Genomic DNA, 21,674 nt, shown 5'->3' on the forward strand with positions numbered 1-21,674 from the left:
CTCGGCCGTCAGCCACTTGGTGAACTGCTGCAGCGACCGGTACCGGAACGCCACCGTTGCCGGCTTCCACCGGGACGCTTGGTCGGCGAGGTAGTCCTCGATCAACGCCCGATTCAGCTCGGCGTGACCGTGCTTCCGCGCGAACGCGGCCAGCTCCTGGGCGCTGTCGGTGTAGGTCTCGACCGTCCGCGGCGAGCGGTTGCGCGCCCGCAGACTGCGCGACCACTGCCGCAGCAACAATGCCAGCACGTCCGGTTCGAACAGGTCGCTCATGGCCGTCAGCCCCCTTCGGCGGCCCGGTCCGCGGGGTCACCCGTGGATCCGAGGCGTCGAAGTTATGCGCTGAGCGAGCGGTGTGCTCGATCGACCGAGGCGGTTCTGTGGATAAACCTGCTGGTCAGAGGCGGTTTGTGGTCAGGGGCGGGGTCGAACCGCCGACCTCACGATTTTCAGTCGCGCGCTCTACCAACTGAGCTACCTGACCGGGCGCCGTCCCTTCGGGAACGACAACGGCCGGGGGTGACCGGCCGTCGTGGGCGGAGCTGACGGGATTTGAACCCGCGACCTTCACCTTGACAGGGTGACGAGCACTCCTAACTGCTCCACAGCTCCATGCAATTGTCCTCAAAGAGTAGGCCGTGCAGGACTCGAACCCGCTCCGCCGGATTAAAAGTCCGGAGCTCTACCCGTTGAGCTAACGGCCCGTGTTGCAGCCACGCGGCAAGCGACCGTCGCCGTGGGAGTGTAGCCGTCCCGCACGCCGCATGCGAGTCGGCCGCGAACTGCCTGCCGGGACGCCCGATCGACAAACGTGTTCGCCCCGCCTGACGTTACGCTTCGCCACCATGCTGCGCATCGAGTCACGCACCGTACTGGACCGCGAGGTTCTCGACGAGATCCTCGACCTGATCGAGGCGACGACCCGCATCGAGGGCCACCGGCCCGTGGGCGAGCACAAGTACTCGCACCTCAAGGTCGGGGCCACGGGCTGGCTCGGCGTGCTCGCCCACGACGATGGCCGCCTCATAGGCTACGTGCACACCCGCTGGGGCCACCCGGGCCAACGCCCGCGCGTCGCGGTCGAGGTGGTGGTGCATCCCGACGAACGTGAGGGCGGAACGGTCGCGACCGCGCTGCTCGACGAGACACGCGCCGCCATCGCCCGCGCCGGCGGCGGCTGGGTGTTCCTGTGGGTCCACCGTGTGGAGCAGGCCGACCAGACGCTCGCGTTCGAACTCGGGTACGACATCCAGCGCGAGTTGGCGTTCATGGCACGCCGGCTCGACGACCCCCCGCAGCGACCGACCCACCCGGACGGCATCGACGTGCGCCCCTACCGTGGCCCCCGCGACGACGACCCCTTCCTGGCCGTCAACAACGCGGCGTTCGAGGGACACCCGGAGAACGGCGGGTGGACGCGGGAGGACTTCGCCGAGCGGCGGCAACGCGACTGGTTCGAGCCCGACGACCTGCTGATGGCGTGGCGGGGCGACGACCTGGTCGGCTTCCATTGGACCAAGTGGCACGGCCACGAGTCCGACGAGGTGCCTGCGCACGAGCCCGTCGGCGAGGTGTACGTGCTCGCCGTCGATCCGTCGGCACAGGGACAGGGCCTGGGGCGCAGCCTGCTGGACGCCGGCGTGGCGCACCTGTACGACCGCGGGTGCCGGCAGGCGATCCTGTACGTCGACTGCGCGAGCACGACTGCCGTGCGCCTGTACGAGTCCGCGGGCTTCGCCCACGAGTACCTCGACGTGTGCTACGAGCAGTGGATCGATTCCGCCGTCGACGGGGCGACCCGGGACCTCCTGCGCCCCGCCTACTGACCGGCTCGGCGGGCGTCCAACCGCTGGAGCAGTTCGTGGGCGGCGAGCTCGACGTCCTTGTGGTCCCACTCGGCAGCGCGGTAGCGGCAGGCGATCAGGCCGGACCGGTGCACACGGCGGTAGTCGCCGAACACGAACGCGTAGCGGCCCTTGGTCTCGTCGGTCGCGCCGACGGTGAGGCCGAGGTGCCACGCGCCGTACCCGTCCCACCCGTGGCGTTCGAGCATGGCGTTGCCGGCCTCGGCGTCAGGTTGGACGTCGCCCCAGTTGCTGGACACGACGTACTGACCGGCGTCGATCATCTGCTCGGCCTTCGCGACGCCGGCGGGGTTGACTTCGTAGGTGGCCACCGGCGCTACTCGTCAGCCTTCGGGGCGGCGGGATCGAGCTTGTACCCGACACCGCGGACGGTGCCGATCAGCTGCTCGTACTCGGTCCCGAGTTTGGCGCGCAGGCGACGGATGTGGACGTCGACCGTGCGGGTGCCACCGAAGTAGTCGTAGCCCCAGACCTCCTGCAGCAACTGCGACCGCGTGAACACCCGCCCCGGGTTGTTCGCCAGGTACTTCAGCAACTCGAACTCGCGGAACGTCAGGTCGAGCGGCTTGCCGCGCAGGCGCACGACGTACGTCTCCTCGTCGATCGACAGGTCGCCGATGCGCGCCCGCGACGAGCGGGCGCTGCGCGCCGTCTCGGCGAGCAGGCGCAACCGTGTCTCCAGCTCTGCGGGCCGTGCGCGGGGGAGCAACCAGTCGTCGAAGCCCCATGTGCCCTTGATCGCCGCGAGACTGCCGTCGTCAACGACGACCAGCACCGGGCGCGACCGGTCCGCAGCGGCGATCGACCGGCACGTGCTCGACGCGGCGCCCAGGTCGTCGGTCGCGTCGACGATGATCAGGTCCCAGTCCGCGGCCTCGCCCGCCTCGCGCGGGTGGAGCGGGGCGACGGACACGCTGTGATCGAGGAACTCCAACGCGGGCAACAGCGTCTTCGCACTGTCGCCATCGGAGAGAATGAGCAGTCTCACTGCCCGTCGCTTCCGTCCACTGACCGCCGCCTACAGCCACCGTGTCTGTCACCGGGGTCGCCGCGGGCGACGACATCCGACCGACCGACGCACACCTCCGGCACGTCGGTCCAACGCAGTGAACGGTAGCACCCCGGCCGGCGGCATCGCCCGCCGCGGTCGGCCGGAACGCCGACGGGCTACGCTGCCCATGGGCAGGTGATGCGAAAGGTCGTTCGTGGCGGTCACGGTGCGGTTGTTCGCTGCGCTGCGTGACGCGGCCGGGACCGCGCAGGTCCAGGTTCCGCCCGACACGGTTCCCGTGATCGTCGCCGGCCTGTGTGACCGCTTCGGTGAGCCGTTCGCCACCCGGGTGACCGTCGCGTCCGGCGTGCTCGACGGGTCCCGGGTTGCGCTCGACGACGCCGTCGACGTGCCGGACGGCGCCGAGTTGGCACTGCTCCCGCCGTTCAGTGGCGGCTCGGCCGTGAGCGCGACCCGACGACGTGGCCACCTGCTGCTGCTCGGCGGGTCGGTGCTCGTGCCGGCCATGCTGGCACTCGGTGCCGTCGCCGGTCGCTGGGTGTTGGGCCTCGCGGTCCTGGTCGTGGCGGTCTGCAGCCTCGTCGATCTGCACGGTGCGTTGGGTGCCACGAGTGTGCGCACCGTCCTGCCCGCCGCCGTCCTGCTGGGGACGACGCCGGTCGCGCTTCTGACGGTCACGCCTGGCATCAGCATCGTCTGGACGGGCGCCACGCTGGCCGTCGGCGTGATGCTGACCTTCCTGCTCGCGTTCGCGTCGTCCCGGCGTCACGAAACGGCGGCGGTGGTCGGCTCGACGATGTTCGCCGGCCTCATCGTCGGCGTGGGCGCCGCGTCCCTGGTCGCGCTGTACGACCTGCTCGGCACGGCTGCCACAGTGGCCACGCTGGTGGTGATCGGGGTTACCGACGTCGCGGTGATCGCGACGAGCAGCCCGTCGGCGGGCGACCGCGACCGCTACCGCATCATCGTGGCCGCAGCAGCCGCGGTGGCAGGCGGCGCCACCATGTACGCCGTCGGCATACCGGACCCGCCGGCGCCGACGCTGACGACAGGGCTGGCGTTGGCCGCCGTGTTCGCAGCACTGCTCGGTGCCCGCCTGCGCCATGTGCTCCGGACGGATGAGCACGGGACACGGACGGCGGACGCGTTGCTGTTCGGTACCGCCGACGCCGTGCTGCTGGGTGCCCCGTTGGCGGTGTTGTGGCTGCAGATGCTGGCCACCTGACAAGTGTTTACTGTGAAATATCCCCCCGGCTGGGCCGGTGTGGCCGAGGCTGCTTGTCAATACGGTAGAAAGCAGACATGCACGTCGTCCACTCACCGCACCCGATGGAACCCGTCGACAGTGACGTGGTCACATCGCGCGGCTTCCGACCCACCTGTGGATGACGGCAGCGAGCGGACCCAGCTGACCGCTGACCGCTGGGTCCGCCGCACCGCCGATGTCAGCACCCGTCGCGCGCTGCGCAGTACGACGCGCGCCAGCATCTACGAGCACCTTCGTCGCGTCGGCGAGGGACAGACGGTCCGTGACATCGCCGGCGCCTTCGAACTGCACCCCAACGTCGCGCGCACGCACCTGGAGACCCTCGCCGACGCGGGCCTGGTGGTCGTCAGCAGCCGCAAGCACCCGGGCGGCGGGCGCCCGGCCAAGCTCTACCTCGCGCGCCCGGAGGCGGCGGCTGACGAGGTCCGCGTCGACCCGGCCGCGGACGCCACGCGGACGCCGTCCAACCTGCTTCGGCTGCTGGGCGAGGTCATCGTCAACGGCAACGGCGGCGCGCACGGCAGCGGGCGGCTCGAGGCGGTGCGGCAGGCCGCCACGCGGGAGGGCGGACGCCTGGCGGAGCAGCACGCCGAGCCGGTCGAGTCGCTGGCCGAGGCCGTCGAGGCCGTGGCACGCATCCTGCGCTCCGGCGGTTACCTCGTACACGTCCACAGGGCGGACGACGCCGGGTCACTGCTCAGTCGTCTCGGTGGTGCGCTCGATCCGCTGCGACCGGTGCGCGGAGGACTCGCCGGCGCGATCGAGTGGGGCCTGTTAAGCGGGGCCTTCTCCCGCGTCTGGCGCCAGGTCCAACTCTCACCCGTGGCCGATGTGGGCGACGGCGGCGGTCCCGGATGGGCGGTCCGGCCGGCGGCGGCCGGACCGACGACCTCGCGGTTGATGGTGACGGTGGCGGGCAGGATCGATGCGCGGGGCGCACCCCGCGAAACCGGCGTCGTGCGCGCCATGCGGGCGATCACCGCCCTGGATCCCGGCTCCGTGCTGGAGGTGCTGGCCGGCGGGCCGGGCTCACCCGCGGCGTTCGCGCGGTGGGCCGATCGGGCCGGTCACGAGCTGATCGGCGTCGAACGAGCCGCCGACGATCAGGGGCGCCCGGCGATCCGGCTGCTGATCCGCAAGGGGCGCACATGACCGTGGCACTGTTGACATCGCAGCAACCCGCCGAGGCGCTGGCCCTCGGCTCCGGGTGGGCGCGCGACGGTGAGGACGTCGTGGTGGTGCTGCTCGACGCCGCCACGATCGTGTTGCGACCCGGCCACGACGACGCTGCGAACCTGCGCGAGGCCACCGAGGCCGGCGTGCGCGTGTGGGCGCACGACCACGCGGCGGCCGAGCGCCTGATCGTTCCCGGTGACACCGAGGTCGAGCTCGTGGACCTCGAGGCCGTGGCACAGCTGGTCGGCGAACCCGAGACGAGGGCGCAGTGGTGGTGAGCCGTGCCATCACCGTCGTGCTGTCGTCGGCGACCAGCTCGGCGGCCGCCGCCACGGCGCTGCAGCTCGCCGATCGCCTGCTCGCCGCGGGGCACCGGGTCATGATCTTCGCCCACGGCACCGCCGTCGATCTCGCGTTGGATGACGGCTCCATCGCCGACGCCGCCCGCGCGCTGGTGCGCCGCGGGGTGCACGGAGCGACGCTGGACTGGGTGGTCGAGGCCGGCGCCACCGGGGGCCGCAAGATGGTGGACGGAGTGATCGTCGGCGACGAGGCGGATCTGTGGCGGTTCGTGCGCGCCGCCGACGTGGTGCTGGCTCCGGGAGGTGGACAGCCGTGGCGCGTCGTGTCGTGAGCATCCTCACTGCGGCGCCGGCCGCCATGTCCACCACCGACCCGGTGCTCGAGGCCAACATCTACGCCGTCGCCGAGGACGTGGACCTGACGGTCCTGCTGCGCGGTGTCGCGATCGAGTACGCGGCGCAGGGCGGGGACGCCCCCACCGCGACGCTCGCGGGCCATGACCTGCCCAACAGCCGGTGCGCACGCGATCTGCGCGGCCTGCTCGAATCCGGCGTGCTGGTCTATGTCGACGCCGTCAGCGCCCGGCACCAGGGCCTGGACAGCACGGACCTCATCCCCGGCGTCAGCATCGCCGACGCCGACGAACAGTCCGCACTGCTGCGGACCGCGGACGCTGTGCTTCACTGGTAGGCGCGCCGACGGCGCGATCGGCCCACCCGCGTCGATTCGGCGCTGACGAACGGGTCGGCTACAGTACACGGTCCGCTGTCGTCGGCCGTGGGTGGTGCTTCGATTTCCCATGGGAGCGGTTGGCATGCAAGCGTGTGAAGTGTGCGGTTGGGACACGAGGGAGGGAACTCGTGTCTGTTCGTCCTGCCGTGCCGAAGGACATGGCGACCGTACCGAGGTCACCGCCCTGCTGACGAGCGTGCTCGAGAACGCCCGTGGCGCACCGGCGGAAGAGCAGGCCGCGGACGTCGGCGGGACGGCACCGGCACCGAGCGACAACCTGCCCGTTCCGGCGCGACCGAACAGGGCGTCCGGCCACGGCGAGCAGATCGTGCTCCGGGAGATCGCCCCGGGCGACGACGCGTCCGAGCAACGGACGGAGATCTCGTTGGTCGCTGCGTCACTGCTGGAGGCCTTCCAGCAGCCGGCGCCCGGGGCGGATGACAGCACCGACCGCCTGCAGCCCATCGTGGCGCGCGAACAGCACGACCAGGGCGCGTTCACCGCCGACAACGTGACCGAACGGACCAACACCCTCGACGACTCCGGTCCGCTCGCACCACCCACGCCGACGGCCGATGAGACCGACGTGGCGGATCCGTCCGAGCCGACGGTCGAGATCACCGGCCGGTTCGCCAACCTGCCCACCGTCCCGCTGGAGCCGGTCGATCCGGTGGGCGACCGGAACACAGACGCCGCGACGGTCGGTCGTGCGTCCGCGGCGACGGTGGACGACGCGACGTTCACCGCTGCGGCCCCCACGCCGTCCACGTCGGACGCGCACGCACCGCAGCAGACCGATCGCACCGCGGACATCGACGACACCACGGACATCGGCGACGACGCCGGCACCGCCTACGTCGCCAGCGTCGACCACACCGCTGACACCGATCACACCACGGACATCCCGCAGTTCCTCGGCGTCGACGACACCGGCGACATCGGCCTGCCCACGGACACGGCCGACGCAACCACGACGGCCGACCGGACGACCGGCACCGTCGACGCAGCCACGACAGCCGACGGGACGACCGACACCGAGGAGGCCCCGGCGTGGGACGACCGGGGCGCCGCTGAGCCGGGCGGCACGTGGAATGACGGCATCGACTCCACGACCGACGAGGCATGGGACACGGCGACGGCATCGGTCGACGCGGGCACGGTCCCGGAGTCGGGCACCGCGAACATGCCACCCTTGGATGGACCGGGCACGCCGGACACCGACACAGTGGCGCCCGATGATACGACGACCAGCGGTGACGTGACCGGCGACACCGTCACCACGACCGGCGACATCACGATCGATCCGGACCCTGTCACGCCCGACGACGGCATCGACGGCCGCCGCGACGTGGCCGACGTCGACGACCGGTCATCTCCCGACGGCCTCTCAACGACCGACGGTGCGGACCGGCCCCATGACGCCGGGCATCTCAACCACGCCGCATCGGCCTCGCCGACCGCGTTCGCTGTCGCCGACGCGGCGGCGGGCACCGACGCGCAGCATCACGACCCGCAGTCGCCGGGCGCCGACGACGTCCCGGCGCACGAAGACGCGGTCACCACGCCACACCTGCCCGACACCGTCGGCGGTGCGACCGCAGGCACGACCGGAGCGTCGGAGCAGCACCCGCCCGGCCAGGCCGGCGCGTGGACGACCGTCGCCCAGGTCATGCTCGTGATCGTCGGCGTGCTGTGCGTGGTCCAGATCGTGGTCCTCATCGTGGTCTACCGGTTCCTCGGCGAGGCAGGCGCCGACCCCACAGACATCCTCGCTGCGCACACAAAGGTGACGGCGGTGATGCTCCCGGCCCTGATGGGTGGGACGTTCGCCGCGACAGCGTTCGCAGCGTGGCAAGCGTCGTCGACACCTACGCAAGGTCTGCACGTGCTCGGCCTGCCGGTCGCGTTGTGGGCCGTGCTGATCAGCGCGACGCTCGTGGCCGCCGTCGTCCTGCTCGGCGGATCGACGACGATCCTGCAGGCACGCCAGACGACGTTGTGGGCCACCGCTGCGTGTGCGCTGCTGGGGACCGCGTGCATCGCCGCACCTCGGGCGTTCACCGAGATGGTCGACGAGCACGAACCGGCGACCCCGGACACCCGCGTGCGGGTGTGAGCCCAGTGGGCGGGATCAGCGCCCCTGCGTGCCGGCGGCCACGGACGACTCCCCGGGTTGCGCGGCGTCGCGCTGGACCGCGCGCAGCACGGCCTCCAGCAACGTGACGAGCGCCTCCTTGACCGACGCGCGGTCACGGGCGTCGCACCGCACCATCGGGATGTCATCGGCGACGTTCAACGCGTACCGCACGTCGTCGCGATGGTGCGTCGGCGCGTTGTCGAACTGGTTGACAGCGACGATGAACGGGATGTCGCGCGCCTCGTAGTAGTCGATCGAGGCGTAGCAGTGGTCGAGTCGGCGGGTATCGACCAGGACCACCGCGCCGAGCGCTCCGCGCACGAGGTCGTCCCACATGAACCCGAAGCGGTCCTGCCCGGGCGTACCGAACAGGTACAGCCGCAGCGCCTCGTCGAAGGTGATCCTGCCGAAGTCCATCGCGACGGTGGTGGTCGTCTTCTGCGGCAACCAGCTCGAGTCGTCGACGTCGGTGCTGGCCGTCGTCATCGCCGCCTCGGTCCGGAGCGGCACGATCTCGGACACGGCACCGACGAAGGTGGTCTTGCCGACACCGAAACCGCCGGAGACGACGATCTTGACCGACTTGGGCTGCGGAGCCAGCCCGAACCCGTCAGAGGGAGCGGACGCCATCGATCAGCCTCCTGATCAGCTGTTCGTTCGTATCGGTCGGCCGGCTGACGCGCAGCGTCCCGTCCGCGACGAGATCGCCGATGAGGACCCGCGCCACGCCCGCCGGCACTTCCAGGGTCGCGGCGACCTCGGCGATCGAGAGCGGCTCATGACACATCATGAGGATCCGCCGCTGCTCGAACACGTGTCGTCCGGCGGCGTCGCGGCCCTCGGTGGTGGTGGTGACCAACGTCTCGAGCGCCAGGTCGGCGCCGTCCGACCGTGTGCGGCCGCCGGTGACGATGTAAGGCGGCACCAGCCGCCCGTCGTCGTCGGCCGCCGAGGGTTGCCTCATACCGTGAGTGCGTTCTTGAGCTCGCTGATGAGTGCCGGCGTGAGCGTCGTGCCGACGCGGTCGAGGAGCAGGGTCATCTCATAACCGACAAGGCCCATGTCGCAGTCCTTGTCTGCGAGGACCGCGAGGGTCGAGCCGTCGCTGATCGCCGACACGAACAGCACGCCGTCGTACATCTCGACGATGACCTGTTCGACGTCGCCACAGCCCAGCAGGCTGCCCGCGCCGTTGGTCAGGCTGGTGAGGCCCGATACGATCGCCGCGAACTGCTCGACCCCGTCGCGATCCCTTCCGGCCGAGCCGGCGAGCAGGAAGCCGTCGGAGCTGACCGCGATCGCCTCGCGGACGCCTGCGACGTCGCGAACGAAGTTCGACAGCAGCCAGTTGAAGTTGCGAGCGCTGCCACTCAACTTACGCATCGCCGTGCTCTCCCCCGTCGTGCTGACGGCTGGCCTCCGACCGACCACGTTGGACCGCCTGCTGGAAGCGCGCGAGTCGATCACGCGCTGCGCGCGCGTCACGTTCGGCCGTCGTGAGCGTGACGCCGTTGTCGTCGGTGTCAGCGTACGCGGTGGCGCGGGATGGCGCGCGCCGTGGCTGGTCGGCCGATGCGTCGGTCGTCTGCTCCCGCCGATCTGACGCCGTTCGCTCTGTACGCAGCACGGCGCGGCCAGCCGGTGGCTGTCCGTTCGCGGGCCTGCCGTTGCCGTCGCGTCGCGATGACCGACGTCGGACCTCGAACACCGGCACGGCGTCCGGGTCGTCTGCCGATCCCTCGTCCGCCGGGCGTTCGGACCCAGCCACGTCGACGTCCTCGTCGCGGCCGTCGGACGCGGCGTCCCGATCCGCCCACCCCGCGTCGGCATCATGCCCGTCGCCGTCATCGCGAGCATCCGCGTGGTCGGAGCCGGCGTCGTCCGATCCCCATACGTCCACGTCAGCGCGCTCGCGCGCATCGCTGTCGGCGGCATCGTCGCGCTCACGGGCGTCAGCGGCGTCCTGTTCGTCAGCGCCTTGGGTCCGCACCGCGGTGTCCCAGACCGATGAGGACGATGGGTCTCCGTGTGCACCCGATCGGTCCCACGGCTGCACGTCGGCCGGTCTGTCAACGCCCGTCGCGTCCTGATCCGCACCCCAGTCGTCCGATCCACCGCTGCTCCGCCCGCGTTCCGCGGTCGCTCCGATGGACCCGCCACGGATCTCGCCGGTGTCGCCATCGTCGATGCCGGACCCATCGGCCACGTGATCGTCGGGATCGGCGGCGGTCCAGCTCCAGCCGACGTCGCGCCGACCACCGGAGTGCCCATCCGACGCGTGGTCGTTGCCCACCTCGTCCCGATGACGCGGCGGGGCATCGAGGTCGACATCGACGCGTCCGAATGGCGCCGTTGTGGTGTCAGTGTCGGCGTCATCGTCCGATCTGTCGTCGACGAACGCCTCCGCGCGGTTCGACGCCGCCGCACGCGCACGCACCGGTGCGCGACGGTCGGGCCGCACGTCATCGTCGGAGCCGCGCCCCGTCCGGTCGTCGCGTCGCTCAGCCTGCCGCGGCCCCCGGTCGGTGCCGCTGCCTGTGGGCAGGGCAGGCGCCCGGCCGGCAGGCAGTTCGTTGGACGGCCCACGCGTCGCCGGATCGATCAACGCCGCGGGCAACAGCACCTTGGCGGTGATGCCCTCCGTGGTCGACTCCATCAGTCGCACACGGATGCCGTGACGTGCCGCGAGCCGGCCGACGACGAACAGGCCGAGGAAGCTCGACGGCACCCGGTCTACTTCGGGCGAGGTCTCGATCCGGTGGTTGGCGTCGTCGAGTTGCTCGGGGCTCATCCCGACGCCGTCGTCAACGATCGCGAGCGCGTACCCGTCGACGACCCGCCGGCCGACGACCAGCACCGACGTGTCCGGCGCCGAGAACTGCACCGCGTTCTCGATGAGCTCGGCGACCAGGTGCGTGACGTCACCGACGGCGCTGCCGGCCAGCGCGGCCTCGTCGACGCCCTCGAGGTTCACGCGCCGGTAGTCCTCGACCTCGGCGATCGCGCCCCGGACCACGCTGGTCAGCGACACCGGCTCGGACCAGCGGCGCGCGGGCTCCTCGCCGGCCAGCACCAGCAGGCTCTCGGCGTTGCGTCGCATCCGCGTCGCGAGGTGGTCGAGACGGAACAGGTCATCGAGTAGATCGGCATCGTTCGTGTCGCGCTCGAGCTTGTCGATGAACTCGAGCTGGCGGTTCAGCAGGTTCTGGTTGCGCCGTCCCAGGCTGACGAACATACGTGACACGTTGCGACGGCTGCGCGCCTGGTCGGCCGCGAGCTCCGCGGCGGTGCCGCTGACGACGTTGAAGGCGTCGGCGACATCCTCGATCTCGTCGTGCGTGTGCAGCTCGACGGCGGGCAGTTGCGGTGTCTCGTCGTCGTCGCCCGGCAGCGTCTGCGCCCGGTGGACGAGCATCGGCAGCTGGGTGTCGGCGATGTTGCGCGCCGTGGAGCCCAGCGAGCGGAGCGGTTCGACGATCCGCTGTGCAAGGCGGGTCGACACGATGAACGCCGCGAGCACAGCGATCAGCATGACGATCAGCATCACGACGCCGAAGGTCCGCGCGGTGCGGCTCAGCCCCTGCTGGACGTCCGACAGCCCGCTGAGCGGGGCGAACGCGATGTCGTTGGGTTGCTCAACGATCGCGACCCACTGGACGGCATCGCTGTCGACGTCGTTGTAGTCATCGACCAACGACGACAGTCGGCCGTCGACGGCGTCGAGCGGTGCGAACGCCGCAACCGCGCGGTCGGCGAGGACGAAGCCGGGCTTCTCGCTCTCCAGCGCCCGGGTGATGGTGTCAGCCCGCTCCTCGTCGAACTCGATGTCTGCGTTCATGATGCGCGACGCGCTGTGCTCCGAGCTGGTCTCGGCGAGCAGCTGGCCGTCACGCGTGAGCAGGGTGATGTCGCTGCCGGTCTCGCGCGCCAGCCGGGTGGCGATGCGCTGCACCTCGTCGAGCCGGATCACGCCCTTCACAACACCGAGGCGCTGCGACCCGTCTGCTGCTTCGATGCGTGCGGCGACGGTCAGACCGACCGCGTCGGAGCTGTCGTCGCGCTCGACGTCGCCGAGGTACAGCCCGTCCTCCCACGCACCGTTCCACCAGGTCTCGTCGCTCTGTACGAAGTCGCTCGTCCTGGCGGAGGCGGCGACCGCCAACCCGTTGCGCTCGGTGAAGAACAGCTCCGAGAACTGCGGCTGACGTTGCGTCACCGACCGCAGGTAGCGGTCGGAGGTCGACCCGGCGCCCAGCCGCCGCTGCCGGTCGAATTCGGACTCGAGCTCGCTCGTCGGGCGGATGACCAGGGTGTCGCCGGTCTCGGATCCGGTGCTCGCGGCGTCGCGCACCGACGGCGACGCCGACAGGGCGATCACGTCGTCGACACGCTCCCCGATGGCCCGGTCGACGTCCTGGGCGACGCCGAACGCCTCGGTCCGCACTGCGCGCCCGACAACGTCGCGTGCCAGCCCTTCGCGGCTGGCGTCGAGGTTGCGTTCCGCTGACCGGGACAGCCCGACCAGGCTGCTGAGGGCGATCGTGCCGAGCAGCAGGAGCGGCAGGATCGAGATCAGCAGTGCCCTCGACAGGATGCGGCTCTTGAGCGACTGGCGCGTCGATCCGGGCGCTGACGACGCGGGCGCGTCAGCCGCACGCGGGCTGCGGTTATTGGTTGGGCTGGCTGTGGTTGACCCCATGCGTCCGCTCACGTTGGGATTGATGCCGTGCCGATCATCCGGCCGATGACGGTGACCCGGATCGGCGGCACCGTGGACGATCGTGTCTGGCCCCCGGCGCCCGGCCTGCGTGTCACCGAGTCCTAGAGACTCGCACATACGTAAGCATCTCGCGAATCGACCGATCGGCCAGCCGCGGCCGATAGCATCGACACCGGCGTCGACGACGAGGTGGCGATGACACGGCGGTCACCGCATCTGATCTCCAGACTGCAGGGGCTGGGCACGACCATCTTCTCGGTCATGACTGCGCTGGCCGTCCGGCACGACGCGGTCAACCTCGGGCAGGGCTTCCCCGACGTCGAGGGACCGGCCGAGATCCGCGACGCTGCGATCGCTGCGATGCGCGCCGGTCACAACCAGTACGCGCCTGGCACGGGCGTACCGGCCCTGCGCCACGCCATCGCCGACCATCAGCGGCGCCGCTACGGGCTGGCGTTCGACGCCGACGACGAGATCACGGTGACCGCCGGAGCGACCGAGGCGTTGGCAGCGACCATCCTCGCGCTGTGCGAGGTCGGTGACGAGGTCGTCACCTTCGAGCCGTACTACGACGTGTACACCGCGGGGATCGCCATGGCGGGCGCGGTACGGCGCGCCGTCACGCTGCGGCCGCCGACGTTCCGGTTCGACGTGGACGAGCTGGAGCGCGCCGTCACGCCACGGACGCGACTGCTCGTGATCAACAGCCCCCACAACCCGACCGGGAGGGTCTTCGACGAGGGCGAGCTCGCCACGATCGCGAGGGTGTGCGTCGAGCACGACCTGATCGCCGTGACCGATGAGGTGTACGAGCACCTCGTGTTCGACGGCGCGCACGTGCCGCTCGCGACGCTGCCGGGCATGCGCGAGCGGACGGTCACCATCTCGTCGGCGGGCAAGAGCTTCTCGTTCACCGGGTGGAAGGTCGGCTGGGCGTGCGCAGCACCGGCGCTGACGACCGCGCTGCGGACCACGAAGCAGTTCCTGACCTTCACGAACGGCACACCGTTCCAGCACGCCGTCGCGTACGGACTGGGGCTGGGCGATGCCGTCTTCGACGAGCTGACGGACCTCTACCGGGCCCGCCGTGATCAGCTCTGCGCCGGTCTCCGGGAGCTCGGGTACGACGTCCCGACGCCGGCCGGCACGTACTTCGCGACCGCGGACATCCGCCCGCTGGGCTACGACGACGGCATGGCCTACTGCGCGCAACTTCCCGAGCGGGTCGGGGTCGCCGCCGTGCCCGAGGTGGTCTTCTACGACGACACGACCGTTGGCGCACCACTCGTCCGCTTCGCGTTCTGCAAGTCCGAGGCGTTGATCGACGAGGGACTGCGCCGACTGTCGAAGCTGCCGCACGGCGGGTGACCGCCGGACGGGCGCTCGAGGGAGAGGGATGACATGCGCGTGGCCGCCATCCAGCACGACATCGTGTGGGAGGACCCCAAGGCGAACTTCGCGGCGCTGGCACCCAGGGTCGCCGGCGCCGCGGGCGCCGGCGCGCGCCTGATCGTGCTGACCGAGATGTACGCCACAGGGTTCTCGATGCGGACCGACGTCACGGCCGAGCCGGCCGGGGGGCCCGCGACGTCGTTCCTTGTCGAACAGGCCCAGCGACACGACGCGTGGCTGGCGGGGTCGGTCGCCGAGCGCGCCGAGGACCGCGAGCGTCCCTACAACACCCTGATCCTGGCGTCGCCGTCGGGTGAGGTGCAGCGCTACCGCAAGATCCATCCGTTCACACACTCCGGCGAGCACGAGCACTTCCGTGCCGGTGACCGCTACGTCACGGTCAACGTCGACGGGCTGCGGACCACACTGTTCGTGTGCTACGACCTGCGCTTCGCGGACGAGTTCTGGGCGACGGCGCTCGACACCGATGTGTACGTCGTGCCGGCCAACTGGCCGGACACCCGACGGGAGCACTGGCGGACGCTCCTGCGGGCCCGCGCGATCGAGAACCAGGCCTACGTCATCGGCGTCAACCGTGTGGGGACCGGCGGCAGGCTGACCTACGCCGGCGACACGATGGTCGTGGACCCGATGGGCGAAGTGCTGGCGTCAGCCGCCGGTGGCGAGGCAACGCTGGTGTGCGACATCGACGCCGACACGGTCACCGCGACGCGCGACCGCTTCAGGTTCCTGCAGGACCGCCGCTGACCTGGCGACGGAACCTGTTCGAGCCGTCCCGCACGCGCCGGCGCCCGGCCCTCGTCGGTCGCCGGCTGCGCGTCCACGATGGCGCGCGTGGCATCGTCACCACGTAGCCGCAACGCAGCCCGACGCGGACGGTGTCGGTCCGAGCAGAGTCTCAGCGCAGCTCGACGCGCACGATCTCGAAGTCGAGTGTCGTCGGATCCGCACCCATCCCGAGGTCGGCGAACCGTGCGTTGACCGCGTACAGCGCGCCGAGCGCCAGCGTCGCGGTGGTCGGCGTCGCGAGGTCGTCGTCGGTCAGATACCCGGTGACGGTTCCGCTGGTCAGGTCCCCCGACAGGCGCACGATCGCGACGCGGTCCTGCTGGTTCTCGACGACGTAGAGGGTGCGTCCGCGGAGCACGATGCCGTCGGCGTTCGTGACGTCGCCGTCGATCGCAATGCGGATCGCCTCGGCCTCGTTCTCACCGGGCTCGACCAGGTACAGCGCGCTGCCGGTGCCGTCCGTCGGGTCAGCGGACTGCGCGAGGATCAGGCGGGTCGCGTCGCCACCACCGACCGCCTCGATGCCGTTGGCGTTGAAGCCGGGAGCGAGCTCGAAGTCCCCGGTCAGGGTGAGCGGCTCCGGCTCGCCCACTTCGCGACCGGTCAGCGGCACGCGGTACAGCGTCGCGTTGAACGAATCGGTGGCGTACGCGGCGTCGCCCGTGACGATGACATCGTTGATGAAGCCGGCACCGGGATCGGACAGCTGGACGACAGCGATCTCGTCTCCGCTCGTCGCGTCGTAGACACGCAGCTCACCGGTGGGACCACCGGCCACGAACAGCAGGTCGCCGGCCAGCGCCAGCCCGACCGCCGGTCCACCGGCCGACGCGACCAGCGTCGTGACGTCCCCCGTCACCAGGTCGGCGGTGACGATCGTGCCGGTCGCCAGCGACCCGGCGTAGGCCGTCGAGCCACGCGCGACGACGCCCTCGCCCTGGAATCCGGTGGTGGCGGTCGCCTCGCTGGTCAGCGGGATCGTCTCCGGGAACGGCGGTTGCGCCGATGCCGGCACGGCGGCCAGCACGAGGAGCGCGGAGAGGGCGGCGATGAGCGAGCGGCGCACGAGTGGACCTCTGCTAGAACGGATCGACCGGGGCCGATGGTACCGGATCGCCCATCGTGCACGCGGACTCCCGGGAGCGCGCACAAAGGCCGATCAGGCGACGGCTGCGGTTCTCACCCGCTGACCGCCCGATGGGGTGCCCCGCCCTGCGATCTGGGGAGACCACGGCGCGCATACGTTGACAACTCTCCCCAGAACGCGAACGGCCCGCGAACCTGGGGAGACCACGGCGCGCACACGTTGACAACTCTCCCCAGAACGCGGATCAGAGGCGGCCGGCGTCGATGATGCGCGCCAGGAACTGGCGGGTGCGCTCCTCGGCGGGGTCCGCAAGCACCTGGTGGGGCGGCCCTGACTCGAGCACACGGCCGTCGTGCAGGAAACAGACGCGGTGGGCCACGTCGCGGGCGAAGCCCATCTCGTGGGTCGCCAGCACCATCGTCATGCCGGCGCCGGCGAGCTCGCGGATGACGGCCAGCACCTCACCGACCAGCTCCGGATCCAACGCCGAGGTGATCTCGTCGAGCAGCAGCAGATCCGGATCGATCGTCAGCGCGCGGACGATCGCCGCGCGCTGCTGCTGCCCACCCGACAGCCGTTCGGGGTACTCGTCGGCCTTGTCGCCGAGCCCGAAACGGCCAAGCAGCTCGCGGGCCGTCGCCTCCGCCTCCCTGCGGCCGACGCCGTGGGCCTTGCGCGGTGCCAGCGTCACGTTGTCGAGCACCGTCATGTGCGGGAACAGGTTGAACGACTGGAACACGATCGCCATGCGCTTGCGCATCGCGGTGCCGTCGACGCCGGGCGCGGTGATGTCCCGCCCGTCGAGCAGGATGCGACCGCCATCGATGCGTTCGAGCAGGTCGATGCAGCGCAGCAGCGTCGACTTGCCGCAGCCACTCGGGCCGATCAGGCACACGACCTCGTGCTCCTCGACAGTGAGGTCGATGCCGTCGAGCACGACCTTCGCGCCGAAGCGCTTGCGCACCCCCTCCAGCTGGAGCCGGGGCGTTCGTGGAGCGTCGCGGGCGCTCATGCCGCCATCTGCGAGCGTCGCGCCCGGTCGCGGGCGGTGTACCAGTCGGCGAACCGGGCGGCCGGGATGCTGATCAGCAGGAACAGCAGGGTGGCAGCGATGAACGACGTGTAGTTGAAGGTGCGCGACGTGTAGATCTCCGCGGCCCGGACCGCCTCACGCACGCCGAGCACGCTGACCAGCGCGACGTCCTTCTGGAGGCTGACGAGACCGTTGAGCAGCGCCGGGACCACGTTGCGCACAGCCTGCGGCAGGATCGCGTACCGCAGGCCCTGCCACTGCGTCAGCCCGAGCGATCGCGCCGAGGACCGCTGGCTCTCCGGGACGGCGTCGATGCCCGACCGGTACACCTCGGCGGTGTAGGCCGAGTACGACAGCACCAGCGTGGTGACGCCCCAGAACAGCTGGCTGCGTGGGACACCCGGGATGTCGAGGGCCGGGACGCCGAACCCGAACAGCAGGATCGCCAGGATCAACGGCACGCCGCGGAACAGGTCGATGTAGAGCACGGCCAGCAGACGCAGCGGCAGGAACGCCGGACCGCGCAGGCTGCGCATGACCGCGACCAGCAGCGCGAACACCAGGATCGCGATCTGTGCGATGACGAACATGCGCAGATCGAGCCAGAACCCGGCGAGCACATCCGGCCACGCGGCGACGAAGTCCTCGGGATTGAAGAACTGTGCCCGGACCGCGTCCCAGTTGTCGCTCGTCAGGACCGCCCAGGCCGCGACCGCGACCACGCCAAGGGTGCTGATCGTCGCGATCAGCGCCCCGCGCGCTCCTTCCTCGGCGAGCCAGCCGCGCACGGGCCCGAGCGCACCCGACCCGGTCCATGAGACGGGCTCCTGCGACGAGCCCACACCTGAGCGCGGGCCGGAGCCGGTCACAGCCGGTCCATGCCGTCGCCGACGCCGGCGCCGCCGCTCAGTTCGTCAACGTCGGGATGTCGCCGGACTGGCTCAGCCACTCCTCCTCGAGCTCCTCGAGCGTGCCGTCGTCACGCAGCGCCGCCAGTGCCTCGTTGACGCAGGGCACGAGCTCGCTGCCCTCCTCGAACAGTATGCCGAGCTCCTCGGGCTGTCCCGTGTCCGCTCGTGGCAGCACGCCGACGATCGACGCGTCGGGGATCTCGACCGCCGTGATGAAGTAGGCCGTCGGCAGGTCGAACACGAGGCCGTCGACCTGCCCAGCGTCGAACGCGGCCTTGGCGGCGGCGTTGTCGTCGAACACCTGGGCCTGTGTCTCCGGTTCGATGACCTGGTCGATGTAGTCGAGGCTCGTCGTGCCGATCGCGGCGCCCAGGCGCGCGGACTGCAGGTCCTCGACGGTCGTCGCCGCGGCCACCGGCGAGCCCGCGGCGGCGACGAGCGCCTGCTCGACCTCGTAGTAGCCGTCCGAGAAGTCGACGACCTCGTCGCGCTGCTCGGTGATCGAGTACTGCTGGATGTTGAAGTCGTAGTCCTTGTCACCCGGCGCGATCGCCTCGTCGAAGCCGGTGCGCACCCACTCCACGTCGCCCTCGGCGAATCCAAGCTGGTCGGCGAGCGCGTAGACCAGCGCGCTCTCGAAGCCCTCACCGTTGCTCGGGTCGTCCTCGACCATCCACGGCTCGAACACGGGCTCACCCGTCGCGACCGTGAGTGTTCGGTCCTCTGTCAGCGGCAGGCTGGCGACGTCACACGCGGCGGACGCAGGCGCCGACGACGCGTCGGACGCAACCGCCTCAGCGGTGGTCCCGGTCGCGGCGCCCGCGTCGTCATCCGCCTCCGAGGTGTCCGTCTCGGCGGCACCGCCGCAGGCGGTGACCAGCAGCATCAACCCCAGCACCAGTGCGATCCAACGCGTCACGACCCGCTCCTGTCACTCGTCGACCGACGGCACCACCACGGGCACCGCCGTCCGATCGCAATCGTACGCTGGTCGCGGTCAACGGCGGACCAGTTCGGACTCCTCGTACTCCATCAGCGGCAGGAAGCCCAGGCCCTCGTACAGGTTGCGCGCCGGCGTGTTGTCGCGATCCACGTTGAGCGCGACGACATCGACTTCGTCACGCAACCGGCGCGAGAGCGCGGCGACGACCTGCCGCGCCAGACCACGCCCGCGGTAGGCGGGCAACGTGTTGACATTGCCGATCGCCGCCAGGCCCAGGTTGGTGTCGATGACGTGCGTACCCGCCATGGCGACCAGGGTGGTGCCGTCGAAGATCCCGGTGTGCCGGCCCGTGCCCAGCAGGTCGTGGCGGAAGAAGTCCGGCGATCCGCTCGTCTGCTCGAGCAGCACCGTGCACGCCTCGCCATCGGCTGGCTCGAGCATGCGTACGCCCGGGCCCGGGTCGGGAAGCAGGTCGGGTCGGATGAGCTGCATCTTGACGTACGGCTCGACCCGCGTGGCCGAGTGCGTCGGTTGCATGCGGGCGGCCAGACCGGACGGACCTGTGACCGCGAACCGATCGGGCAGGTCGTCGACGATGTCGGTGAGCAGCGCAATCGTCGCCGCGGCGTAGACAGCGGACACCGCGTACACGACCGCGTCGGAGACCCCCGGCAGGCCGATGTGGCCCACGACACCGTTGTCACGTACCCACCAGCGGGAGGTGTCCCAGAACTGGACGGCGTCGATGATGCCGTAGGCGTGGATGGCGCGGTGTTCCGTGAGGACGTCGAGCACCGCCCCGCGGTCGCCTACGGGCTCGGGACGGTCACGCGGCGTCATAGCGGCGGATCATAACCGCACCTGGTCGCGGGTGGCCCGACCGCGCCGTGACGACGCGACCGGTGCTGCGGTTGCGTGCGTGACGGCCGTCGGCCTCATGGCGCGGGCGGCGGTGTCAGCAGCGCGGCGGCACACGCGGCTCCGCACGCCAGCGCGGCCACGCCGGCGGCGAGGCCCGGCCGACCGGCGGTCCCGGTCCCCGGCACCCGCCATGTGCTGTCGAGGGGTACCTCGACGAAGCGGTAGGTGAGGTCTCCGAGCAGGACGACCGCCAGCAGGTAGACGGCCGTGTACACGGGACGCGACACCGTGGACGGGCCACCGAGCGCGACGATGACCGGCCACTGCCACAGGTACATCGCGTAGGCGCGCAGACCGATCCACTGGGTCGCGGGGCGGTCCAGCAGCGGGAACGGGGCGCCGCGCACGATGGCGGCCAGCGCCAGCACAGCGAGCAGATCGGTGACCAACAGCCCGCCCCGACCGAACCACGCGGCGGTCGGGCCGGTGGTCAGCATGATGACGACCAGTCCGCCGAGCGCCAACAGGCCGAGACCGCGCAGACGTCGTCTCCGCACGCCGCCGACGCCATCCAGCCGGGCCGGGCGCAGGACGAGACCCAGCGCTGCGCCGAGCAGCAGCCCGCCGGAGCGCACGTCTGTGCCGTACAGCAGCCGCAGGCCCAGGTCGCCGTCCGAGGTCAGCACCGCCAGCGCGACGCTGGCCGCGACCGCGCCGCCGACCGCCGCCATGGCAGCGACACCCCGTGCGCGCGGGGAGCGGACCGCGACGACGACGAGCGCGACCACCACCGTCAACTGCACGCCGACCGCGAGAGCCCACAGGTGCTCGAGCGCGGACGGCCCCGATCCCGCCGGCTGCGTGATGAGGTGCCAGTTGACGACGCCGACCAGCGTCGCCCGCATGTCACCCCCCAGCCGGTACAGCTCCTCAGGTCGGTCGGCCAGCACGAACAGCGACACGCCCCCCAGCAGCGTCAGCAGCGCCGGGAGCATCCGGCGGGCCCGCCCTCCGCACCGACGGATCAACTCGACGACGGTGGTCCGGGACCCGTCCGCCGGCGTCAGCGTCGTGACGGTGAGGTAGCCGCTCAGGACGAAGAGCACCTCGATGCCGACCGTCCGCCCGCCGGTCAGCCACCCGTTGCCCGCGGCCGCGAGCACGACACCGACGATGGCGAGCGCGCGCAGACCGGTGATGCCCGACAGGTAGTCGTGCCGCTCGCTGACAGCCACGCGGGCTCGGTCGACGACCGGGCGGTCGCGCACCCCGTCATCACGTGTGGTCGTCGTCTGTACGTCCATCGCCCCTGGCAGGCCTCGTCGAGCGGGCACCGGCCCACCCGGGCGCCGATCATCGCACGCGATGGCCGCGATCGTCCGCAGGCTCCGCAGGGCGTGGCACCCCCGGGTCGTGAGCGACCGG

22 protein-coding genes and 3 tRNA genes are annotated in these 21,674 nt (G+C 70.9%); 9 read left to right on the forward strand and 16 right to left on the reverse strand.

Going from position 1 to position 21,674, the window contains the following annotated elements:
* The 4 genes from VFZ70_09825 to VFZ70_09840 form a co-directional block, all read right to left on the reverse strand.
* The coding region (locus tag VFZ70_09825) for a phage integrase N-terminal SAM-like domain-containing protein (GenBank protein ID HEX6256094.1) at window positions 1–273 on the reverse strand (273 nt) is incomplete at its 3' end.
* A gap of 138 nt (window positions 274–411) precedes the next feature.
* Window positions 412–484, reverse strand: a tRNA-Phe gene (locus VFZ70_09830).
* A gap of 53 nt (window positions 485–537) precedes the next feature.
* Window positions 538–612, reverse strand: a tRNA-Asp gene (locus tag VFZ70_09835).
* Window positions 613–632: 20 nt separating this feature from the next.
* Window positions 633–704: transfer RNA gene (locus VFZ70_09840), tRNA-Lys, on the reverse strand.
* 141 nt (window positions 705–845) lie between these two features.
* Between VFZ70_09840 and mshD the strand changes: the two genes are divergently transcribed.
* Window positions 846–1,826, forward strand: coding sequence for a mycothiol synthase (gene mshD, locus VFZ70_09845; protein HEX6256095.1), 981 nt, complete (start codon window positions 846–848; stop codon window positions 1,824–1,826).
* Here mshD and VFZ70_09850 read toward each other — a convergent pair.
* Window positions 1,820–2,176, reverse strand: a complete 357-nt coding sequence (locus VFZ70_09850; GenBank protein HEX6256096.1) for a hypothetical protein — start codon at window positions 2,174–2,176, stop codon at window positions 1,820–1,822. The two genes, mshD and VFZ70_09850, sit on opposite strands and share 7 nt — an antisense overlap.
* A gap of 5 nt (window positions 2,177–2,181) precedes the next feature.
* On the reverse strand, window positions 2,182–2,853 hold the full coding sequence (locus tag VFZ70_09855; protein ID HEX6256097.1) for a response regulator transcription factor: 672 nt from the start codon (window positions 2,851–2,853) through the stop codon (window positions 2,182–2,184).
* 217 nt (window positions 2,854–3,070) lie between these two features.
* Between VFZ70_09855 and VFZ70_09860 the strand changes: the two genes are divergently transcribed.
* From VFZ70_09860 to VFZ70_09885, 6 genes are all read left to right on the forward strand, one after another.
* Window positions 3,071–4,102 carry a hypothetical protein gene (locus VFZ70_09860; protein ID HEX6256098.1) on the forward strand — a complete coding sequence of 344 codons (1,032 nt, stop codon included), beginning with the start codon at window positions 3,071–3,073 and terminating at the stop codon, window positions 4,100–4,102.
* A gap of 156 nt (window positions 4,103–4,258) precedes the next feature.
* Window positions 4,259–5,296, forward strand: coding sequence for a helix-turn-helix domain-containing protein (locus tag VFZ70_09865; GenBank protein ID HEX6256099.1), 1,038 nt, complete (start codon window positions 4,259–4,261; stop codon window positions 5,294–5,296).
* Window positions 5,293–5,598, forward strand: coding sequence for a hypothetical protein (locus VFZ70_09870; protein ID HEX6256100.1), 306 nt, complete (start codon window positions 5,293–5,295; stop codon window positions 5,596–5,598). The genes VFZ70_09865 and VFZ70_09870 overlap by 4 nt, the downstream gene beginning before the upstream one ends.
* The gene (locus tag VFZ70_09875) at window positions 5,592–5,954 is read left to right on the forward strand and encodes a DsrE family protein (protein HEX6256101.1); all 363 of its coding nucleotides are present in this window, start codon (window positions 5,592–5,594) and stop codon (window positions 5,952–5,954) included. The genes VFZ70_09870 and VFZ70_09875 overlap by 7 nt, the downstream gene beginning before the upstream one ends.
* A 26-nt stretch (window positions 5,955–5,980) precedes the next feature.
* Window positions 5,981–6,313 (forward strand): hypothetical protein, encoded by a 333-nt coding sequence (locus VFZ70_09880; protein HEX6256102.1) that lies wholly within the window; start codon window positions 5,981–5,983, stop codon window positions 6,311–6,313.
* A 238-nt stretch (window positions 6,314–6,551) separates the two neighbouring features.
* Complete coding sequence (locus VFZ70_09885; protein ID HEX6256103.1) at window positions 6,552–8,471, forward strand: hypothetical protein; 1,920 nt, start codon at window positions 6,552–6,554, stop codon at window positions 8,469–8,471.
* A gap of 15 nt (window positions 8,472–8,486) precedes the next feature.
* Here VFZ70_09885 and VFZ70_09890 read toward each other — a convergent pair whose 3' ends face one another.
* From VFZ70_09890 to VFZ70_09905, 4 genes are read right to left on the reverse strand one after another with little or no spacing between them, the layout of a single operon-like run.
* The gene (locus tag VFZ70_09890) at window positions 8,487–9,122 is read right to left on the reverse strand and encodes an ATP/GTP-binding protein (protein HEX6256104.1); all 636 of its coding nucleotides are present in this window, start codon (window positions 9,120–9,122) and stop codon (window positions 8,487–8,489) included.
* The gene (locus VFZ70_09895; GenBank protein HEX6256105.1) at window positions 9,103–9,456 is read right to left on the reverse strand and encodes a DUF742 domain-containing protein; all 354 of its coding nucleotides are present in this window, start codon (window positions 9,454–9,456) and stop codon (window positions 9,103–9,105) included. The genes VFZ70_09890 and VFZ70_09895 overlap by 20 nt, the downstream gene beginning before the upstream one ends.
* Window positions 9,453–9,875 (reverse strand): roadblock/LC7 domain-containing protein, encoded by a 423-nt coding sequence (locus VFZ70_09900; protein HEX6256106.1) that lies wholly within the window; start codon window positions 9,873–9,875, stop codon window positions 9,453–9,455. The genes VFZ70_09895 and VFZ70_09900 overlap by 4 nt, the downstream gene beginning before the upstream one ends.
* The gene (locus VFZ70_09905) at window positions 9,868–13,191 is read right to left on the reverse strand and encodes an ATP-binding protein (protein HEX6256107.1); all 3,324 of its coding nucleotides are present in this window, start codon (window positions 13,189–13,191) and stop codon (window positions 9,868–9,870) included. The genes VFZ70_09900 and VFZ70_09905 overlap by 8 nt, the downstream gene beginning before the upstream one ends.
* A gap of 216 nt (window positions 13,192–13,407) precedes the next feature.
* Between VFZ70_09905 and VFZ70_09910 the strand changes: the two genes are divergently transcribed.
* Both VFZ70_09910 and VFZ70_09915 read left to right on the forward strand, forming a co-directional pair.
* Window positions 13,408–14,580 (forward strand): pyridoxal phosphate-dependent aminotransferase, encoded by a 1,173-nt coding sequence (locus VFZ70_09910; protein HEX6256108.1) that lies wholly within the window; start codon window positions 13,408–13,410, stop codon window positions 14,578–14,580.
* Window positions 14,581–14,613: 33 nt separating this feature from the next.
* Entirely contained in the window at window positions 14,614–15,372 is a 759-nt protein-coding gene (locus VFZ70_09915) for a carbon-nitrogen family hydrolase (GenBank protein HEX6256109.1), read from the forward strand.
* A 151-nt stretch (window positions 15,373–15,523) separates the two neighbouring features.
* Here the strand turns inward: VFZ70_09915 and VFZ70_09920 are convergent, their stop codons facing one another.
* From VFZ70_09920 to VFZ70_09945, 6 genes are all read right to left on the reverse strand, one after another.
* Window positions 15,524–16,480: a hypothetical protein gene (locus VFZ70_09920; GenBank protein HEX6256110.1), complete on the reverse strand. Its 957-nt coding sequence runs from the start codon at window positions 16,478–16,480 to the stop codon at window positions 15,524–15,526.
* Window positions 16,481–16,745: 265 nt separating this feature from the next.
* Window positions 16,746–17,513 (reverse strand): amino acid ABC transporter ATP-binding protein, encoded by a 768-nt coding sequence (locus VFZ70_09925; GenBank protein ID HEX6256111.1) that lies wholly within the window; start codon window positions 17,511–17,513, stop codon window positions 16,746–16,748.
* Window positions 17,510–18,403, reverse strand: coding sequence for an amino acid ABC transporter permease (locus tag VFZ70_09930; protein ID HEX6256112.1), 894 nt, complete (start codon window positions 18,401–18,403; stop codon window positions 17,510–17,512). The genes VFZ70_09925 and VFZ70_09930 overlap by 4 nt, the downstream gene beginning before the upstream one ends.
* Window positions 18,404–18,440: 37 nt before the next feature.
* The gene (locus VFZ70_09935; GenBank protein HEX6256113.1) at window positions 18,441–19,364 is read right to left on the reverse strand and encodes an ABC transporter substrate-binding protein; all 924 of its coding nucleotides are present in this window, start codon (window positions 19,362–19,364) and stop codon (window positions 18,441–18,443) included.
* Window positions 19,365–19,442: 78 nt separating this feature from the next.
* Window positions 19,443–20,228: a GNAT family N-acetyltransferase gene (locus VFZ70_09940; GenBank protein ID HEX6256114.1), complete on the reverse strand. Its 786-nt coding sequence runs from the start codon at window positions 20,226–20,228 to the stop codon at window positions 19,443–19,445.
* Between the two features lie 95 nt (window positions 20,229–20,323).
* Window positions 20,324–21,484: an acyltransferase gene (locus tag VFZ70_09945; GenBank protein HEX6256115.1), complete on the reverse strand. Its 1,161-nt coding sequence runs from the start codon at window positions 21,482–21,484 to the stop codon at window positions 20,324–20,326.
* Window positions 21,485–21,674: the final 190 nt, after the last annotated feature.

The organism is Euzebyales bacterium (assembly GCA_036374135.1).
Taxonomy (GTDB): Bacteria; Actinomycetota; Nitriliruptoria; order Euzebyales; family JAHELV01; genus JAHELV01.

Excerpts from the sequence above, each read along its gene's own strand:
- VFZ70_09870 (HEX6256100.1), top strand. The coding sequence starts at position 5,293 with ATGACCGTGGCACTGTTGACATCGCAGCAACCCGCCGAGGCGCTGGCC.
- VFZ70_09925 (HEX6256111.1), bottom strand. The coding sequence starts at position 17,513 with ATGAGCGCCCGCGACGCTCCACGAACGCCCCGGCTCCAGCTGGAGGGG.
- VFZ70_09890 (HEX6256104.1), bottom strand. The coding sequence starts at position 9,122 with ATGGCGTCCGCTCCCTCTGACGGGTTCGGGCTGGCTCCGCAGCCCAAG.
- VFZ70_09940 (HEX6256114.1), bottom strand. The coding sequence starts at position 20,228 with ATGACGCCGCGTGACCGTCCCGAGCCCGTAGGCGACCGCGGGGCGGTG.
- VFZ70_09915 (HEX6256109.1), top strand. The coding sequence starts at position 14,614 with ATGCGCGTGGCCGCCATCCAGCACGACATCGTGTGGGAGGACCCCAAG.
- mshD (HEX6256095.1), top strand. The coding sequence starts at position 846 with ATGCTGCGCATCGAGTCACGCACCGTACTGGACCGCGAGGTTCTCGAC.
- VFZ70_09900 (HEX6256106.1), bottom strand. The coding sequence starts at position 9,875 with ATGCGTAAGTTGAGTGGCAGCGCTCGCAACTTCAACTGGCTGCTGTCG.
- VFZ70_09880 (HEX6256102.1), top strand. The coding sequence starts at position 5,981 with ATGTCCACCACCGACCCGGTGCTCGAGGCCAACATCTACGCCGTCGCC.
- VFZ70_09905 (HEX6256107.1), bottom strand. The coding sequence starts at position 13,191 with ATGGGGTCAACCACAGCCAGCCCAACCAATAACCGCAGCCCGCGTGCG.
- VFZ70_09895 (HEX6256105.1), bottom strand. The coding sequence starts at position 9,456 with ATGAGGCAACCCTCGGCGGCCGACGACGACGGGCGGCTGGTGCCGCCT.
- VFZ70_09910 (HEX6256108.1), top strand. The coding sequence starts at position 13,408 with ATGACACGGCGGTCACCGCATCTGATCTCCAGACTGCAGGGGCTGGGC.